The organism is Marinobacter sp. es.042 (genome assembly GCF_900188315.1).
Taxonomy (GTDB): domain Bacteria; phylum Pseudomonadota; class Gammaproteobacteria; order Pseudomonadales; family Oleiphilaceae; genus Marinobacter.
On the sequence record NZ_LT897781.1, the window covers coordinates 1925118 to 1942651 of the forward strand.

The 17534-nt window shown below is 59.7% G+C and carries 15 protein-coding genes; 7 read left to right on the plus strand and 8 right to left on the minus strand.

Annotation, left to right across the window (positions count from 1 at the left end; genetic code table 11):
• Nucleotides 1-17: 17 nt before the first annotated feature.
• Nucleotides 18-1718: an acetolactate synthase 2 catalytic subunit gene (gene ilvG, locus CFB02_RS09015; protein ID WP_088557732.1), complete on the plus strand. Its 1701-nt coding sequence runs from the start codon at nt 18-20 to the stop codon at nt 1716-1718.
• On the plus strand, nt 1715-1993 hold the full coding sequence (locus CFB02_RS09020) for an ACT domain-containing protein (protein ID WP_088557733.1): 279 nt from the start codon (nt 1715-1717) through the stop codon (nt 1991-1993). The genes ilvG and CFB02_RS09020 overlap by 4 nt, the downstream gene beginning before the upstream one ends.
• Before the next feature lie 367 nt (nt 1994-2360).
• On the opposite strand, the gene cynS is transcribed toward CFB02_RS09020, so the two are convergent.
• From cynS to CFB02_RS09040, 4 genes are read right to left on the minus strand one after another with little or no spacing between them, the layout of a single operon-like run.
• Nucleotides 2361-2804 carry a cyanase gene (gene cynS / locus CFB02_RS09025; RefSeq protein ID WP_012138527.1) on the minus strand — a complete coding sequence of 148 codons (444 nt, stop codon included), beginning with the start codon at nt 2802-2804 and terminating at the stop codon, nt 2361-2363.
• A gap of 27 nt (nt 2805-2831) precedes the next feature.
• Nucleotides 2832-3740, minus strand: coding sequence for an ABC transporter ATP-binding protein (locus CFB02_RS09030; protein ID WP_088557734.1), 909 nt, complete (start codon nt 3738-3740; stop codon nt 2832-2834).
• 55 nt (nt 3741-3795) lie between these two features.
• Nucleotides 3796-4623: a nitrate ABC transporter permease gene (ntrB, locus tag CFB02_RS09035; RefSeq protein ID WP_008170590.1), complete on the minus strand. Its 828-nt coding sequence runs from the start codon at nt 4621-4623 to the stop codon at nt 3796-3798.
• 2 nt (nt 4624-4625) lie between these two features.
• Nucleotides 4626-6047 carry an ABC transporter substrate-binding protein gene (locus tag CFB02_RS09040; RefSeq protein ID WP_088557735.1) on the minus strand — a complete coding sequence of 474 codons (1422 nt, stop codon included), beginning with the start codon at nt 6045-6047 and terminating at the stop codon, nt 4626-4628.
• A 313-nt stretch (nt 6048-6360) separates the two neighbouring features.
• On the opposite strand from CFB02_RS09040, the gene CFB02_RS09045 reads away from it, so the two are divergent.
• Nucleotides 6361-8277 (plus strand): sigma 54-interacting transcriptional regulator, encoded by a 1917-nt coding sequence (locus tag CFB02_RS09045; RefSeq protein WP_088557736.1) that lies wholly within the window; start codon nt 6361-6363, stop codon nt 8275-8277.
• On the opposite strand, the gene CFB02_RS09050 is transcribed toward CFB02_RS09045, so the two are convergent.
• The 4 genes from CFB02_RS09050 to CFB02_RS09065 form a co-directional block, all read right to left on the minus strand.
• Nucleotides 8264-9601 carry a sodium-dependent transporter gene (locus CFB02_RS09050; protein WP_088557737.1) on the minus strand — a complete coding sequence of 446 codons (1338 nt, stop codon included), beginning with the start codon at nt 9599-9601 and terminating at the stop codon, nt 8264-8266. The genes CFB02_RS09045 and CFB02_RS09050 overlap by 14 nt on opposite strands.
• A gap of 418 nt (nt 9602-10019) precedes the next feature.
• Nucleotides 10020-11201 (minus strand): thiolase family protein, encoded by a 1182-nt coding sequence (locus CFB02_RS09055; RefSeq protein ID WP_088557738.1) that lies wholly within the window; start codon nt 11199-11201, stop codon nt 10020-10022.
• 16 nt (nt 11202-11217) lie between these two features.
• Nucleotides 11218-12369, minus strand: coding sequence for an acyl-CoA dehydrogenase family protein (locus CFB02_RS09060; RefSeq protein ID WP_088557739.1), 1152 nt, complete (start codon nt 12367-12369; stop codon nt 11218-11220).
• A 24-nt stretch (nt 12370-12393) separates the two neighbouring features.
• Nucleotides 12394-13155: an SDR family NAD(P)-dependent oxidoreductase gene (locus CFB02_RS09065; RefSeq protein WP_088557740.1), complete on the minus strand. Its 762-nt coding sequence runs from the start codon at nt 13153-13155 to the stop codon at nt 12394-12396.
• Between the two features lie 104 nt (nt 13156-13259).
• Between CFB02_RS09065 and CFB02_RS09070 the strand changes: the two genes are divergently transcribed.
• The 4 genes from CFB02_RS09070 (at nt 13260) to CFB02_RS09085 (ending at nt 17533) form a co-directional block, all read left to right on the plus strand.
• Entirely contained in the window at nt 13260-13703 is a 444-nt protein-coding gene (locus CFB02_RS09070; RefSeq protein ID WP_088557741.1) for a MerR family transcriptional regulator, read from the plus strand.
• A gap of 25 nt (nt 13704-13728) precedes the next feature.
• On the plus strand, nt 13729-14898 hold the full coding sequence (locus CFB02_RS09075; protein WP_088557742.1) for an isovaleryl-CoA dehydrogenase: 1170 nt from the start codon (nt 13729-13731) through the stop codon (nt 14896-14898).
• Between the two features lie 206 nt (nt 14899-15104).
• Nucleotides 15105-16712 carry a carboxyl transferase domain-containing protein gene (locus CFB02_RS09080; RefSeq protein WP_088557743.1) on the plus strand — a complete coding sequence of 536 codons (1608 nt, stop codon included), beginning with the start codon at nt 15105-15107 and terminating at the stop codon, nt 16710-16712.
• Between the two features lie 14 nt (nt 16713-16726).
• Nucleotides 16727-17533, plus strand: a complete 807-nt coding sequence (locus CFB02_RS09085; RefSeq protein ID WP_088557744.1) for an enoyl-CoA hydratase-related protein — start codon at nt 16727-16729, stop codon at nt 17531-17533.
• Nucleotide 17534: the final 1 nt, after the last annotated feature.

Below are 17534 nucleotides of genomic sequence, written 5' to 3' on the forward strand. Positions count from 1 at the left end.
AAAAGGGAAAAACGACCATGAACGGCGCACAGCACATTCTTGAAGCGTTCCACCGCCATAACATAAGCACGGTTTTCGGGTATCCGGGCGGCTGCATCATGCCGCTTTACGACGCGCTGGTGGACGATGTGGGCGTGGAGCACGTGCTGTGCCGCCACGAGCAGGGATGCGCCCTGGCGGCCGATGGCTATGCCCGGGCCAGCGGCAAGCTGGGCGTGTGCATTGCCACCTCCGGCCCCGGCGCCACCAACCTGATCACCGGTGTTGCCAATGCCCACCGGGACTCCATTCCCATGCTGGTCATCACCGGCCAGGTGCCGTCTGGCCTTATCGGCACCGACGCCTTCCAGGAAACCGACGTACTGGGCATGACCCTGGGCATCGTTAAACACAGCTATCTGATCGACGATGCGGACAGCCTGCCCGCCATCATGGAAGAGGCGATCGAGCTGGCCCAGAGCGGCCGCCCCGGACCGGTCTGGATTGATATCCCCAAGGACCTGTTGCTGAGCGACGTGGCCGATGCGCCCTTCCCCCGGGCTCAGCCCTCTGAGCCGGCTTCGCCAGACCTCAAGGAAGCCCTGGCGATGCTGCGCGCCGCTCGCAAGCCCCTGCTCTACAGTGGGGGAGGTATCAGCCTGGCCCACGCCGAGGAGAGCTTCCGGGCCTTTGCGGAGTCCTCAGCCCTGCCGGCGGTTGTCACGCTCAAGGGCATTGGCAACCCCGGCAAACACAACCCCTACAACCTCGGCATGCTGGGCATGCACGGCTCCCGGGCCGCCAATAAGGCCGTCGACGAGTGCGACCTGCTGCTGGTCATCGGCGCCCGCCTGGACGATCGCGCCACAGGCAAACTGGACAGCTTTGCACCCAACGCCAGGATGATCCACATTGATGCCGACGCCGCCGAGATCAACAAATTGCGCGATGCCGATCTTGCCGTCCGTGGTGATCTGAACCACATCCTGAAATCATTGGCGGGCGCCTTGCAGGCCGACCCGCTCGCCATCAGCGAATGGCAGAAACAGTGCCGCACCTGGTACACCACAGGCGGCTTCCACGCCGCCGACAACGAAGAGCCCCTGGCCCAGATTACCGGCCCAGCGTTTATCCGCCAACTCTCCCGGATTGCCCCAGACGACACCGTAATTGCCTGCGACGTTGGCCAGCACCAGATGTGGGTAGCCCAGCACTACGACTTCGATCACCCACGCCATCACCTGACCAGCGGCGGCCTCGGCACCATGGGCTTCGGCCTGCCAGCTGCCATCGGCGCCCAGTTTGCGGATCGCAACAGCACCGTCATCAACTTAACCGGTGATGGCTCGTTCATGATGAACGCCCAGGAACTGGCCACCATCCGCCGTTACAACCTGCCGGTGAAACTGATCGTCATGGACAATCAGTGCCTCGGCATGGTCCGCCAGCAGCAGGAGCTGTTCTACAACAACCGGGAAAGCCAGATAAACCTGGACGACAATCCGGACTTCGTTGCCATGGCCCGGGCCTTCGACATCCCGGCCCTGCACATCGAACGGACCGACCAGATCCGCCGAGGCATCGAAACCATCCTGGCCTACAACGGCCCGATGCTGCTGCACGTTGCCATCAGCCGTGAAGAAAACGTATGGCCCATCGTAAAACCCGGCGCCAGCAACACCGACATGATCGACGAAACCGCCCGCACCGCCAAAACCAGCAAGGAGCAAGTTGCATGAACCCGCAGAGCCAACCTTCGACACCCAGCTACACCATCAACTGCCGAATGACCCAGGAAGCCGCCGCCCTGGAGCGGCTCTGCCAGGTAGTCCGAATCCGCGGGTTCCGGATTGCCACCATGGCGGTGGAAACCGCCGGCGAGCATCTGAACATCGCGCTGACGCTGGAGGGCACGCGGCCGATTGCCATGTTGCAGTCGCAACTGGAGAAGCTTCACACCGTTGCCGAGGTTGCCCTCGCGGCTGGTTCTGTCGCTCGTTCTCGTTCGGCCTGAGGTTTTGGCGGCATAGTCTTTTCGTAGCCTGAGATTTGGCGGGCAGGTACGGGGGTGGGGGTATCTTTTCTTCGGGGAAAATAACTCGCTGCGCTCAGACATCTTTTCCCTGTCAGAAAAGATACCCCCACCCCCTACCGACGGGCAGAAACGATATTTCTGCAGAAAAGAGAAAACACAACGTCTTTAAGCCGATGAACCTGCGTTGGACGTCGGCGCGGGGTGGTAGGTGGATTTTTCGCCGGAAAAAGATGTCTGAGCGAAGCGAGTTGCTTTTTCCAAGTAAAACTCCACCTGCCACCCCGCAGGCCCGCCCCTCAACCAACAGGCTACAAGGACGGGACCTCCGAGGTTACACGACCTGGGATTACCAGGCTTTGTAAGGCAGGAATTTCCCGTTCATGGTAACCACGACACGGTCGCCTTTCGGATTCTCTTCCTTCTCGATGTCCATGGTGAAATCGATGGCACTCATGATGCCGTCGCCGAATTTTTCGTGGATCAGTTCTTTCATGGTGTCGCCGTAAACACCCACCACTTCGTACAAACGATAGATCAGCGGATCCTGCGGAACGGCACCGTCCCAGGCTTTCTTGGGGCATACCTGCAGGGCCTCTGCCACCGGCTTATCAAGACCGAGGATTTCGCACAGGGCGAAGGCCTTGTCTTCAGTGAGGCTGTTCATCCCCAGGGCTGCTGAGGTGGTGAATACCGGAGACATGCCGATGGTTTCGGCGATGGATTCCCAGGTCATACCCTTGGAAACTTTGGCTTCCAGGATTTTTGCGGTCATCAGTTCTTTGTTCATCATGGCTGTTTCCTCTCTTCGGTTTTGACGTCAGGCATTCACCGCACGGGCGGCAGTTTCGGATTCGGTTTCAGATTCGTCAGACGCCGGCCCTGACTGGGCAACGCCTTGGGCGGGTTCCACGATTTTCGGGGTACCGTCTTTTTCCGGCAGGGCCGAGCCGCTGCGGTTGACCAGGAAGTCCACCAGGTAGTCCCGGGTCTTGTGATAGGCCGGGTTCTGGAAAATGGTGGCCCGGGCCCGCGGGTGCGGAATGTCCACTTTCACGCTTTCGGCGATGCGGGCATTGGGGCCGTTGGACATCAGGAAAATGCGGTCGGACAACAGGATCGCTTCGTCCACATCGTGGGTGATCATGAACACGGTCTGGCGGGTTTCTTCCCAGATTTTCACCAGTTCGTCCTGAATCACGCCCCGGGTGAGCGCATCGAGCGCACCGAACGGTTCATCCAGCAGCAGGAGTTCCGGCTGGGTGGCGAAGGCCCGGGCGATACTTACCCGCTGGCGCATGCCGCCGGACAGCTGGGACGGCTTCCGATTCAGTGCGTGGTCCAGGCCTACCATCTTCAGATAGCGCTCGCTGTGCTCTTTCACCTTTTCCTTGGACCACTCGGGCCAGCGGGCGCGTACGGCGAAGACGATGTTGTTCAGGGTGGTTTTCCAGGGCAGCAGGCTGTAGTTCTGGAACACCACGCCGCGCTCAAGGCCGGGGCCTTTGATTTCCTTGCCGTTCATCACCACGTTGCCGGCGCTGGCTTCGTCCAGGCCCGCCAGTACGTTCAGGATGGTGGATTTGCCGCAACCGGAGTGGCCGATGATGCAAACAAACTCGCCTTTCTCCAGGGCAAAGCGGATATCCTCGAAGACGGTAAGCTCGCCGCCCTGGCCGTCCGGATAGACTTTGGACAAGCCATCTACTTCCAGGAATGATTTAGTCATAACAGATCTCCGTTCGGAGGGTTGAGGCCGACACCGGTAACCGGTGCCGGACCGCTCATTCTTTGTATTCCACCAGTTTCTGGGCCTTGCCCAGGGCCAGGTCGAGCAGCATGCCCACCACCCCGATCATCAGGATGGAGAAAATCACACTGGCCAGATCCAGGTTGTTCCATTCGTTCCACACGTAGTAGCCAATGCCGGTGCCGCCCACGAGCATTTCCGCGGCCACGATGACCAGCCAGGCGATGCCGATCGAGATCCGCATACCGGTCAGGATCGTCGGTGCAGCGGCCGGCAGGATCACCGTGATGGCGGTACGCAGAGGCCCGAGTTCGTGGGTGCGTGCCACGTTGACCCAGTCCTGCCTCACGTTGGCCACGCCGAAGGCCGTGTTCAGCAACATGGGCCAGATCGAGCAGATGAAGATCACGAAGATCGCCGAGGCATCAGAGTCCTGGATGATGAACAGGGCCAGGGGCATCCAGGCCAGCGGCGAGATCGGCCGCAGTACCTGGATGTAAGGATTCAAAGCCTTATACATCAGCGGCGACATGCCGATCAGGAACCCGACGGGCAGCGCAATGGCCATGGCCGCCAGGTAGCCGGTCAATACCCGGTACACCGAATAGGCCAGCTGGATGCCGATACCCTTGTCGTTGGCGCCGGCGTCATAGAACGGATCGGACAACTCCGCCCAGGCCAGCTTGATCACCGCCGAGGGTGGCGGTACCCGGGATTCCTGCTCGACACCACCCATCAGCATTTCGTATTCGGTCAGTCCTGTCTGGGCCTCCGGGGGCTGGGTTGCCATTTCCCAGAGCCCCAGGGCCAGAATCAGGAACGAAACCGACAGCAGTGCTGCCCGGACGTTCAGGGAAGCCATTGTTACACCCTCCCGATGTCGAAGCTGCGCGCGTACTCTTCTGCACGATCAGAATCGAACGTCTTGCCCATGATGGTATGGGTCTTGTAAGTCTTGTCCGGAGCGGTGTAACCCAGTTCTTCCATGATCTTGCCGGTCTCGCTCGCCAGGTAGACCTGCTCGGCAATGCCTTTGTAGTCCACATCACCCTCGATATAACCCCAGCGCTTCATCTGGGTGAGGATCCACACGCCCATGGAGTGCCACGGGAACGGGTCGAAGTCGATGCGGTCCGGCACGTTTTTCACCTCGCCAAGTCCATCGGCGTAGTAGCCGGTCAGCACCTGCTGAATCACCGGTACCGGTTGGTTCAGGTAGTTCTTCGGCGCAATGGCTTCGGAGATTTCCTTCCGGTTATCCGGATTGTTCGAGTACTGAGTGGCATCGATGATGGCTCGCAGCAGGGCGCCGTAGGTGTTCGGGTTCTGGGTCGCAAACTGCTTGCTGCAGGCAAAGGCGCAGCACGGGTGGCCTTCCCATATGTCTTTGGTCAGCATGTGGATGAAGCCCACCTTTTCCCAAACAGCACGCTGGTTGAACGGATCCGGTGACAGGTAGCCATCGAGGTTACCGGCGCGGAGGTTAGCAACCATCTCGGGTGGCGGAACCACTCGGATCTGCACGTCTTTGTCGGGGTCGATACCGTTCTCGGCCAGGTAGTAGCGCAACAGGAAGTTGTGCATGGAGTACTCGAACGGCACGCCGAATTTGAAGCCTTTCCACTGTTTCGGGTCCCGCTTGTCCTTGTGGTCGACGTGCAGCACGATGGCCTGGCCATTGATGTTCTCAACCGCCGGCATGATGAACGGCTCCGGTGTGGAGCCCGCGCCCATGGTCATGGCCAGGGGCATCGGAGTAAGCATATGTGAGGCGTCGTATTCGCCAGCCAGGGACTTGTCCCGGGCCACCGCCCAACCTGCGGTCTTGGTAACGGTCACATCCAGGCCGTAACGCTCATAAAAGCCCATCGGGTGGGCCATGATGATAGGCGTGGCGCAGGTGATCGGCACAAAACCAACGTTCAGCTTGGTCTTCTCAAGCTTGCCCAGGGATTCCTTTACCGCGGCCTTGGCCTTCTCCATGGGGAACACGCTGCCCAGAACCGCCGCTGCAGTGCCCGCGCCCATCATTTTCATGAAGGCGCGCCGGCTGTGTTCGTTGTGACCAAACACCGAGCGCACCACCGCGCCTTCGATGGCGCGATCCATCATCGCTTCTGAATCCAGATGCTCGTCAGCAACTGCCTGCTGGCCGGCAGAGGGCTTGAGATCAAGGGAAATCGACGGGGTGCTGTCGCCGGGTTTGCACTCGGGGCAGCCGCAGGTCTTGGCATGAATCAGGGACTTGTCACCGTCAAATGGATTTCCAAGGCTTTTCGTAGTCATGGCGCACTCTCCTGGGTTTGGGACCTAAGTTTTGGGTTATTTCTGCACTCTCACGGTGCAACAAAGGTGCGGCTCGGGCCCGATGCTGGAAATGGTCGGGTCGGCTCCACGTTCTGAAATAGGTATCGCAGGGTTTGTGCCAAGTCCGGTTATTTTTTTAACTACCTGTTTTTATGAAAATAAAACTCAAATACCTACAACCAGAACGACTACGAACTTTCGTATTACACGATTTCTCGTAGTCTTTACTGCGATTTTTCGTAGTTGGCACAGGGTTTGTTTTGTTTTCCCGGACTGCCCCTAGGACATCGCCATGAATACCGAAGCCATCAATGCTCCAGAACTTACCGGAAACTGGATCGACCACCTGCCAGAGGCTGCGCTGTTGGTAGATGCAGGCAGGGACCTGATTCTGTCCGCCAACAGTGCCATGGGCCGAATGATCGGCTCCGACCGGCAATCCCTCATCGGAACGCCATGCACCCACCTGTTCACCGACCAGCGACCCCAACTGATTGCCTTCACCGAGGAAACCCTGTTTCGCAGCCATGGCTGGAGCCGCGACTTCTTTCTTCAGCACCGGGACGGCCACAACATGGAACTGGAGATCTCCTCATCCAGAGTTGGCGAGGCGGAAACCCAGAACGTGCTGCTGTTACTGAGGGACAGACGCCAGCTGCGGACCCTTCGGGAACGCCACGATGCCAACCACTACCATCGGGGCGGCCTGCTTGAATGGCGGCGGGTGGAAGAGCTGTTCAAGGACATGGAGCGGGAAAACCAGCTGATTCTTCATGCTGTCGGCGAAGGCATCTACGGGGTGGATGCCGAGGGGCGCGGCACCTTCGCAAACCCCGCCGCCGAGCGCATGCTGGGATGGCGAATTGACGAGCTTATGGGGCGGGTGCTGCATCGCGTGGTGCACCACTCCCATGCCGATGGCAGCCTTTACCCACTCAAGGACTGCCCGATATACGCCGCCTTCCGCGATGCCAGCGTGAAACGCGTGGGCGAAGACTGGTTCTGGCGCAAGGATGGCAGCGGCTTCCCGGTTGAATACACCAGCACGCCGATTCTGGACAACGGGCATCCGGTGGGTGCCGTAGTGGTGTTCCGGGACATATCGGCAAGGCAGGAGGCCCAGAGAGAACTGCAGAAAGCGCTGGAGGAAGTGGAGACCCTTAAACACCGGCTGGAAATGGAGAATGCCTATCTACAGGAGGAGCTCAGCGCCGAGTATCATTTCCACGAAATCTTTGGCCAGAGCGAGGCGATCAAAGCCATCGTGCGACGCATCGGCATGGTGGCGCCCACCGATGCCAACGTTCTGATCACCGGTGAATCCGGCACAGGCAAGGAGCTGATCGCCCGTGCCATCCATCAGTCCAGCAGCCGCAGAGACCGCCCCCTGATTCGGGTGAACTGCGCAGCCATCCCCAAAGACCTGTTCGAGAGCGAGTTCTTCGGCCACATAAAGGGTGCCTTCACCGGCGCCGTCAGCGACCGGGTCGGTCGGTTTGAACTGGCCGATGGCGGCACCCTGTTCCTGGACGAAGTGGGCGAAATTCCACTAGAACTTCAGGGCAAACTGCTCCGGGTTTTGCAGGATCAGCAATTCGAGCGCGTGGGCGAGAACCGCACCCGGGCGGTGGATGTTCGGGTGATTGCCGCCACCAATCGGGACCTGAAATCGGAAGTTCAGGAAAAAACCTTCCGGGAGGATCTCTACTTCCGCCTGAACGTCTTCCCGATTGAATCCGTTCCACTGCGCCGGCGCCTGGAAGACATCCCCATCCTTGCCCAGGAATTTCTTAACCGGGCGTGCCAGAAGTTCAATCGGCCGCTGCTCGCACTGAAAGAGCGCGACGTTGAAACCCTGAAAGCCTACCACTGGCCCGGCAACGTGCGGGAGCTGGAGAACGTCATCGAACGACAGGTGATCACCGCCGACGGCAGGCTGGATCTGGACCTGCCGGGGCCGGAATCCGCGGCCCGGACCACCACAGCAGAAGCGCCCCCGGCACGGCATTACAGCGGCGAATTAATGACGGAACAGGAATTGCGGGAGCTGGAAAAACAGAACCTGACTCGGGCCCTGATTATGAGCAGCGGCCGGGTCTTTGGTGATGACGGCGCGGCCGCCATGCTGGGCATCAAACCAACCACGCTGACCTCGCGCCTGAAAAAGCTGAAGATCGAACCGAGAGAGTTTCAGGTCAGGCCGGAGTAATGCCCACCTGGTTCAGGGCGTAAGTCACGACAATCCAGAGCAGCATCACCAGTGGCAGGTAGCGGCCGACCAGATACATCCGCCATTCCCACCAGCGGCTCTGGGTACCCAGCACTGTCCGTATCTTTTCTGGTGGGATAAACCAGCAGAACATGGCCGCCCCCAAGACGCCGGAGAAGATGATCACATTGCCGCCGGCAACCCGGTCAATCACATCCAGCACCGGATCACCGGCGATGTTCCATTCCAGCGGTGTAAAACTCAACGCCGAAGCCGTACCCAAAACAAGCATGACCAGGGTGACAAGACTGACGGCCTTGCCATTGCTGAGCCGAAACTCCTCCGCCACCGCGGCGATCATCACCTTCAGCCCGGCCAGGCTTGAACTGAATGCCGCCATAAAGAAAAGGCTGAAAAACAGCGTACCGACCCAATAGCCGCCAACCATATCCTCGAACACCCGCGGCATGGTCACAAACGCCAGCTGACTGCCCTCCGTCGGCTCCATACCCAGGCTGAACACAAACGGAAAGATCATCCAGCCCGCCAGCAGCGCCACACTGGTCTCGGTACCTGCAACAATCAGACAGGCCCGGGGCACGTGGGTCTGCCGGGGAATAAAGCTGCCGTAGGTCACGAGGTAGCCCTGGCCAATCGCCAGGGTGTAGAACGCCTGACCGAAGGCAAACGCCCAGAGCTTGCCGTCTGCCAGACGGCTCCAGTCCACCTGGAAAAAGAAATCCTTGGTCTGCTCCCAACCGGGTGTGCGACTGGCGAAGATCACCAGGCCAACCATTACAATGATCAGCACCGGCATCAGAATCTTCGACATCATCTCAATGGCCGTCACATCCTTGGCGAGGATGATAGCCCCCAGCACGGTCACGGCGAAGAAATACCAGAGCGAGTTATACCCGGCGGTAAAATCCCCGAACACCCGGAGATCATCCGTTGCGGCATCCACCGCATACCCCAGTGTCCAGCCGGTAATCACCAGATAATAGCTGGTAATGGCCATGGTGATCAGCACCACAAACCAGCCATAAATCACGCCAAAGCGGTTCACCTGCCGGTAGGTCTGAACCGTACTGCCCTTGGAAAGCCGGCCGGCCGACACTTCCAGAATCATGATGGGCAAAACCACCACAATCAGCGCCAGCAGATAAGCCACCACAAAGGCGCCACCACCGTTCTCCCCCACCATGTACGGAAACCGCCACAGGTTCCCGAGCCCCACAGCCGCTGCGGCCATCGAAGCAACAAACGCAGGCTCGGAACTCCACTGTTTGCGGGATTCCTCAATAAACTCGTGGCGCTTTCGCACGTGGGGTCTTTCTCCAATGCCGGGGAATTTCAATGCATTGAAGGCTAGCAAATCATGGGATTGGCCGCATGACTGATATCAAGTCAGGCTTTCTGGGATGGTGAGACTTCTGCCTTGGGGGATGGCCGGCAGTGGGGGTACCTTTTCTTCTGGGAAAAACAACTCGCTTCGCTCAGACATTTTTTCCCGCCAGAAAAGATACCCCCACCACCGTCCGTCAGAACAACAGTGTTGCTTTCTGTGAAAACAGAAAAGGGGATTTATCGTTCACGATATCGTTGTGGTATCTCGGCGCGGGGTGGCCGGTGAATTTTTCGCCGGAAAAAGGTGTCTGAGCGAAGCGAGTTCTTTTTCCAAGAAAAATTCACCGGCCACCCCGCAGCCCGCCCCCAAACAGGCAGGCTACGTAGAGAAGCTATCAGATCAACTCAATGGCAACAGCAGTCCCCTCGCCACCACCAATACACAGCGAAGCCACACCGCGCTTCAGACCACGCTGCTTCAGGGCATTGATCAGGGTAACGATGATCCGGGAGCCGGAAGAACCGATCGGATGCCCCAGGGCACAGGCGCCACCGTGGACGTTGACCTTGTCAGCCGGCAGTTTCAGCTCATTGATGGCCGCAAGGGTAACCACTGCAAAGGCTTCGTTGATCTCAAAGAGATCCACGTCGTCCACGGTCCAGCCAGCTTTCTTCAGCACCTTCTCGATGGAACCGATGGGCGCAAGGGTGAACTCGGCCGGCAGGCGGGCGTGAGTAGCGTGGGCCACGATGCGGGCCTGGGGCGTCAGGCCTCGGGCGTCGGCTTCGGCGGCAGAGGCCAGCACCAGGGCGGAGGCGCCGTCGCTGATGGAGCTGGAGTTGGCCGCAGTCACGGAACCGTCTTTGGCGAAAGCCGGCTTCAGGTGCGGGATTTTCTCCGGCTTTGCGTTGCCCGGCTGCTCGTCGGTGTCGACTTCGGTATCGCCGCCACGACCGGAAACGGTGACCGGAACAATCTCATCACGGAACCAGCCGTTTTCGATGGCCGCCAGGGATTTCTGCAGGGAGCCGATGGCAAATTCGTCCATGGCCTGGCGGCTGATGTCGTATTTATCAGCGGTACGCTGTGCGAAAACGCCCATCAGGCCGCCTTCGTAGGCATCTTCCAGGCCGTCCAGGAACATGCTGTCCATCACCTGACCGTGGCCCATGCGCATACCACCGCGGGCCTTGGGCAGCAGGTACGGCGCCTGGCTCATGTTTTCCATGCCGCCGGCGATCATGATGTTATTGGTACCGGCCTTGATCTGGTCGTGAGCCATGATCACCGCCTGCATGCCCGAGCCGCACATCTTGTTGATCGTGGTGCAGCCAGAGCTGTCGGGAATGCCGGAGGCGCGGGAAGCCTGGCGGGCCGGGGCCTGGCCGAGGCCTGCGGGCAGTACGCAACCCATGATCACTTCCTGCACATCCGCAGGCTGGAGGCCGGAGCGTTCAATGGCGGCCTTGATGGAGATGGCGCCCAGGTCTGGAGAGCGCACGGAGCTGAGGGCCCCCATCATGCCACCCATGGGGGTACGCGCTGATCCTGCAATCACTACGTCGTTGTTGCTCATGGTTTTCCTCACTTAATCAGGCTTTGCCCAGCACAGAGCGGGCAATGATTTCTTTCATGACTTCCGAGGTGCCGCCATAGATTCGCTGCACCCGCGCGTCGATAAAGGCTCGGGAAATCGGATACTCGGTGGTGTAACCGTAACCGCCGAACAGTTGCAGGCAGCCATCGGCCACGCGGCACTGCATTTCCGTGGCGCTGTACTTGGCCATGGAGGCGGTTGGCGCGTCCAGTTCGCCCAGGTCGTACTGGTCGATGCACTGGTCCACGAACGCCTTGTTCACGCGGTAGTCGGTTTCCATGCGCGCGATTTCAAACCGGGTATTCTGCAGTTGGGCCAGCTTCTGGCCGAACAGTTCCCGCTCCTGGGCATAGGCGATAGTCAGGTCCAGGGAGCCACGGGCGGCGGCCACGCCAAGGGCGCCAATTACCAGCCGCTCTCGGGGCAGCTCCTTCATCAGGTAAACAAACCCCTGCCCCTCTTCGCCAAGACGCGCGGAAGCCGGGATGCGCATGTCGGAGAAGAACAGCTCGGAGGTATCCCCGGAATGCTGGCCGATCTTGTCCAGATTACGACCCTTGCTGTAGCCCGGCAGCGAGGTATCCACCAGGAACAGACTGATGCCCCGGGCGCCGGCCTTCGGATCGGTTTTCGCGGCAACGATGACCATATCGGCGTGCTGACCGTTGGTAATGAAGGTCTTGGAACCGTTAAGGATGTACTCATCGCCATCTTTCACCGCGCTGGTGCGGATGGCCTGCAGGTCACTGCCTGCGCCGGGCTCGGTCATGGCTATCGCTCCAACGGCTTCGCCGGAGACCAGCTTGGGCAGCCACTGCTGCCGTTGCTCTTCATTACCCATGTGGCTCAGGTAAGGAGCCACAATGTCCGAGTGCACCATCACGTTGGTGGACAGCGCGCCGAATCCCATGCGGGCCAGCTCTTCACCCACCACCACAGAGAACTGGAAAGGCGCACCGATGCCACCCCACTCTTCGGGTACATCCACGCAGAGCATCCCAGCGTTGCCCAGGGTGTTCCAGAGCTCGCGGGGTACCAGCCCGGATTTTTCCCAGGCTTCGTAGTGCGGCGTCACTTCTTTTTCCAGGACCTTGATCACGGAATCCCGGAACATCGCCAGTTCTTCTTTATCAACAGACACGGTCATGTATGTCTCCTGCAACTGAATGCTTTACTTGGGCGCCATGCGAAGCGCGCAGTCCAGACGAATCACTTCGCCGTTGAGAATCGGGTTGCGCACCATCTGGTCAACCATCATGCCGAATTCTTCCGGCTTGCCGAGGCGCTTCGGGAACGGCAGCGTGGCCGCCAGGCTTTCCTGAACTTCCTCGGGCATACCGGCCATCATGGGCGTCATGAACAGGCCCGGTGCAATCGTATTTACACGGATGCCTTTGCGAGCCAGCTCACGAGCGGACTGCAGGGTCAGCGATACCACACCGCCCTTGGAGGCGCTGTAGGCCGCCTGGCCAATCTGGCCCTCGAAGGCAGCCACCGAAGCGGTGTTGATAATCACACCGCGCTCACCATCGGCATTGGGTTCACGCTGGGCCATATCCGCTGCGGCGAGACGCAGAATGTTAAAGGTACCAATCAGGTTGACCTGGATAACCTTGCTGAAGTTCTCCAGGGGCATCACGCCCTCGCGGCCCAGAATCTTCGAGGCCGTGGCTATACCGGCACAGTTCACGGCAATACCGCAGGGGCCATGAGCCTCCCGGGCGGCATTAATAGCCGCTTCGGCGCTGTCCGGGGAACTGACATCGCATTTCAGGAAGATGCCACCAATATCCGCGGCCACCTTTTCACCCTGTTCCTGCTGAAGGTCAAGAACCGCGACCTTGCAGCCGGCGGCGGCCAATGCGCGGGCCGCACCCTCGCCCAGTCCGGAAGCACCGCCTGTTACAATGGCTGCCACATTTTTGAATTCCATCGTTCACTCCCCTTTTCAGGATTCTGTTTGTTAAAAATCGGACCCTAAAACTACTTTACGTTTACGTAAACTTTATCTAACCTAAGTCTAAAAAGGAAATCCCAATGGACATTAAACAGACATACAGCATCAGCGAGCTCGCCAAAGAGTTCGACGTGACAACCCGGAGCATTCGTTTCTACGAGGATCAGGAGCTGCTCAGGCCCACGCGGCGCGGGCAGACACGGATCTTCAGTTCAAAGGATCGGGTGCGTCTGAAGCTTATTCTCCGCGGTAAGCGAATGGGATTCTCCCTGGCGGAAACCAAAGAATTATTCGACCTGTGGGACGAAACCCTCAGCGGCAATGAAAAACAACTGCTGAAGATGCTGACCATCCTGGAAAACAAACGGGCTCAGCTGGAACAGCAGAAAAACGACATTGCCCAGGCAGAAATGGAAATGGATACAGCCGAAGCCCGGTGCCGAGAAGCCCTGGCCGAGCTGCAGAAGAAAAAGAAACAGCAGGCCCCGGCCAACGAAAAAGCCAGGCAGACCGCTGAACACTAATGACAGAAATCAAAGGTAGCCAACGATGAAATCACAGTACTCAGAGCTCAACTTCGGCCTCGGTGAAACCCTCGATATGCTCCGCGAGCAGATCAACGGCTTTGCTGCTTCCGAAATCGCGCCGCGCGCCGAAGAAATTGACCGCAACAACGAGTTCCCCATGGACCTGTGGCGGAAAATGGGCGACATGGGCCTGCTGGGTATTACCGTGAGCGAAGAATACGGCGGCTCCGACATGGGCTACCTGGCGCACGTGATCGCCATGGAAGAAATCAGCCGTGCTTCCGCCTCCGTTGGCCTCTCCTACGGTGCCCACTCAAACCTGTGCGTGAACCAGATTCACCGTAACGGCACCGAAGAACAGAAACAGAAATACCTGCCGAAGCTCGTCAGCGGCGAACACATCGGCGCCCTGGCCATGTCCGAGCCCAACGCCGGCTCCGACGTCATTTCCATGAAACTGACAGCCAAAGACGCTGGTGACCACTACGTCCTCAATGGCAACAAGATGTGGATCACCAACGGCCCGGATGCCAACACCTACGTCATCTACGCCAAGACCGACACATCCGCCGGCTCCAAAGGCGTGACCGCCTTCATCGTAGAGCGCGACGCACCTGGCTTCAGCCGCCACCAGAAACTCGACAAACTCGGCATGCGCGGCTCCAACACCTGCGAACTGGTATTCCAGGACTGTCAGGTACCCAAGGAAAACGTCCTGGGCGGTGTTGGCAACGGTGCCAGAGTCCTCATGAGCGGCCTCGACTACGAACGCCTCGTCCTCGCCGGCGGCCCGCTGGGCATTATGCAGGCCGCCATGGACGTAACGGTTCCCTACATCCGCGAGCGCAAGCAGTTCGGCCAGGCCATCGGTGAATTCGAACTGGTACAGGGCAAAGTCGCCGACATGTACACCTGGATGAACACTGCCAAGTCCTACGTCTACATGGTGGCCATGTCTGCAGACCGCGGTGCGGAAACCACCCGTAAAGACGCCGCCGGCGCGATCCTCTACTCCGCCGAAATGGCCACAAAAATCGCCCTGGACGCCATCCAGCTGCTCGGCGGTAACGGCTACATCAACGAATACCCGACAGGCCGCCTGCTGCGCGACGCCAAGCTGTATGAAATCGGTGCCGGAACGTCCGAGATTCGTCGGATGCTGATCGGTCGCGAGCTGTACCTGAACAAATAACGCGCAGCTTCAAGCGAGTAGCCGTCCTCAGCCGGATAAGCCGGGGACGGCTTGCACCCAAAGTACAACGAGGGACTGGCAGGGTGTCTTTCCGGGAATGTCGGCGGCCATGGATGGCCGACGCCAAGCGCACATGGATGTGCTCGTAGCGGTTCCCGGAAAGATTCCCTGCCAGTCCCGCCGCCCCGAACCTCGAGGCCCGAAAAATGACAATACTGCAAAGCAAGATTAACCCAAGGTCCGATGAGTTCCAGGCCAATCAGGAATCCATGGCCCAGGCCGTAGCCGACCTGCGCGACAAAGTTTCCACCATCCAGCAAGGCGGCGGCCCCTCCTACCAGGAGCGCCACATCGCCCGTGGCAAGCTGCTCCCCAGAGAGCGCATCAACCGCCTCCTGGACGACGGCTCCCCGTTCCTGGAAATCGGCCAGTTCGCCGCCTACAACGTTTACGATGAAGAAGTCCCCGCTGCAGGCGTCATCGCCGGCGTAGGCCGCGTCTCCGGCACCGAATGCATGATCATTGCCAACGACGCCACCGTAAAAGGCGGCAGCTACTACCCGCTGACTGTCAAGAAACACCTGCGCGCCCAGGAAATCGCCCTGCAGAACCGCCTGCCGTGCATCTACCTGGTCGACTCCGGCGGCGCCAACCTGCCCCGCCAGGACGAAGTCTTCCCGGATCGCGACCACTTCGGCCGCATCTTCTACAACCAGGCCCGCATGTCTGCCGACGACATCCCGCAGATCGCCGTCGTCATGGGCCTGTGCACCGCCGGTGGCGCCTACGTGCCCGCCATGGCCGACGAATCCATCATCGTCCGCAACCAGGGCACCATCTTCCTGGCCGGCCCGCCGCTGGTGAAAGCCGCCACCGGTGAAGTAGTGACCGCCGAAGACCTCGGTGGCGCCGACGTGCACTGTAAAATCTCCGGTGTTGCCGACCACTACGCCGAGAACGACGCCCACGCCCTGGAAATCGCCCGTCGCTGCGTTTCAAACCTGAACCGTCGCAAGCCAACGGATGTGGAAATCCGCAAGCCCAAGGCTCCGCTGTACGACGCCGAGGAAATCTACGGCATCGTTGGCACCGACCTGCGCAAGCAGTTCGACGTGCGTGACGTCATCGCCCGCACCGTCGATGGCTCCGAGTTTGACGAATTCAAACGATACTACGGCCAGACCCTGGTCACCGGCTTTGCCCATATCCACGGCTACCCGGTGGGCATCATCGCCAACAACGGCATCCTGTTCAGCGAAGCCGCCCAGAAAGGCGCCCACTTCGTTGAATTGTGCTGCCAGCGCAACATCCCGTTGCTGTTCCTGCAGAATATCACCGGGTTCATGGTTGGCCAGAAATACGAATCCGAAGGCATTGCCAAGCACGGTGCCAAAATGGTCATGGCCGTGGCCTGTGCCAACGTGCCCAAGATCACCGTACTGATCGGCGGCTCCTTTGGCGCGGGTAACTACGGCATGTGCGGCCGCGCCTACAGCCCCGACTTCCTCTGGATGTGGCCGAACGCCCGCATCTCGGTGATGGGCGGCGAACAGGCCGCCGGCGTTATGGCCACCGTTCGCCGTGAAGGCATGGAGCGCAAGGGCCAGGAATGGAGCGCCGAGGAAGAGGCGGAATTCAAGAAGCCGATCATCGACACTTACGAACACCAGGGCCACCCGTACTACGCCAGTGCCCGCCTCTGGGACGACGGCGTCATCGACCCGGCCCAGACCCGGGAAGTGGTTGCCCTGAGCCTGTCTGCCACCCTTAACCGACCCGCCAAGCCGACACGCTTTGGCGTGTTCCGGATGTAATCGGGGAGACTGACATGACAGACAACGAATCTGCAGTTCTGCTCAGACGTCGCGACGAAGGCATTGCCGAGGTGGTTCTCAACCGCCCTGACAAACGCAACGCCTTTGACGACGTGATCATCCAGCAGCTGATCAGCGCCCTCACCGAGGTGAATGCCGACAACAGCGTGAAGGTCGTCATCCTGCGCTCCGAAGGCAAGCACTTCTCCGCCGGGGCCGACCTTGGCTGGATGCGCCGCATGGCCGAGAACAGCCGCCAGGAAAACCTGGACGATTCCCGGGAACTGGCGCGGCTGATGAACGTACTCAACCACCTGTCCAAGCCGGTGATCGGTCTGGTACAGGGCGCTGCTTTCGGCGGCGCGGTAGGCCTTGCCGCCTGCTGCGACATCGTGATCGCCACCGAGAAATCCAGCTTCTGCCTCAGCGAAGTTAAGCTCGGCCTGATTCCGGCCGTGATCAGCCCCTACGTGGTGCGCGCCATCGGCGAGCGCCAGGCCCGGCGGTACTTCATCTCCGCCGAAGTATTTACCGCCAGGCAGGCTCAGGAATACGGCCTCGTACACATCGTCTGTGACGATGTCGATGCCATGGAAGCCCGCTGCAACGAGATGCTCCAGCAACTGGCCATGAACGGGCCCGAGGCCATGAAAGCCGCCAAGGACCTGGTATTCGCCGTCAGCCACAAGCCCATCAACGACGACGTGATTGACGACACCGCACACCGCATCGCGGATATCCGGGTGGGTGAAGAGGGGCAGGAAGGGCTTAGCGCCTTCCTGAACAAGCGCAAGGCCAACTGGGTTCCGGAGGAAGAATAAC

Coding starts and splice junctions, on each gene's coding strand:
- CFB02_RS09030 (WP_088557734.1), bottom strand. CDS start 3,740: ATGACTAAATCATTCCTGGAAGTAGATGGCTTGTCCAAAGTCTATCCG.
- CFB02_RS09045 (WP_088557736.1), top strand. CDS start 6,361: ATGAATACCGAAGCCATCAATGCTCCAGAACTTACCGGAAACTGGATC.
- CFB02_RS09020 (WP_088557733.1), top strand. CDS start 1,715: ATGAACCCGCAGAGCCAACCTTCGACACCCAGCTACACCATCAACTGC.
- ntrB (WP_008170590.1), bottom strand. CDS start 4,623: ATGGCTTCCCTGAACGTCCGGGCAGCACTGCTGTCGGTTTCGTTCCTG.
- CFB02_RS09070 (WP_088557741.1), top strand. CDS start 13,260: ATGGACATTAAACAGACATACAGCATCAGCGAGCTCGCCAAAGAGTTC.
- CFB02_RS09055 (WP_088557738.1), bottom strand. CDS start 11,201: ATGAGCAACAACGACGTAGTGATTGCAGGATCAGCGCGTACCCCCATG.
- CFB02_RS09065 (WP_088557740.1), bottom strand. CDS start 13,155: ATGGAATTCAAAAATGTGGCAGCCATTGTAACAGGCGGTGCTTCCGGA.
- cynS (WP_012138527.1), bottom strand. CDS start 2,804: ATGATGAACAAAGAACTGATGACCGCAAAAATCCTGGAAGCCAAAGTT.
- ilvG (WP_088557732.1), top strand. CDS start 18: ATGAACGGCGCACAGCACATTCTTGAAGCGTTCCACCGCCATAACATA.
- CFB02_RS09085 (WP_088557744.1), top strand. CDS start 16,727: ATGACAGACAACGAATCTGCAGTTCTGCTCAGACGTCGCGACGAAGGC.
- CFB02_RS09080 (WP_088557743.1), top strand. CDS start 15,105: ATGACAATACTGCAAAGCAAGATTAACCCAAGGTCCGATGAGTTCCAG.
- CFB02_RS09060 (WP_088557739.1), bottom strand. CDS start 12,369: ATGACCGTGTCTGTTGATAAAGAAGAACTGGCGATGTTCCGGGATTCC.
- CFB02_RS09040 (WP_088557735.1), bottom strand. CDS start 6,047: ATGACTACGAAAAGCCTTGGAAATCCATTTGACGGTGACAAGTCCCTG.
- CFB02_RS09075 (WP_088557742.1), top strand. CDS start 13,729: ATGAAATCACAGTACTCAGAGCTCAACTTCGGCCTCGGTGAAACCCTC.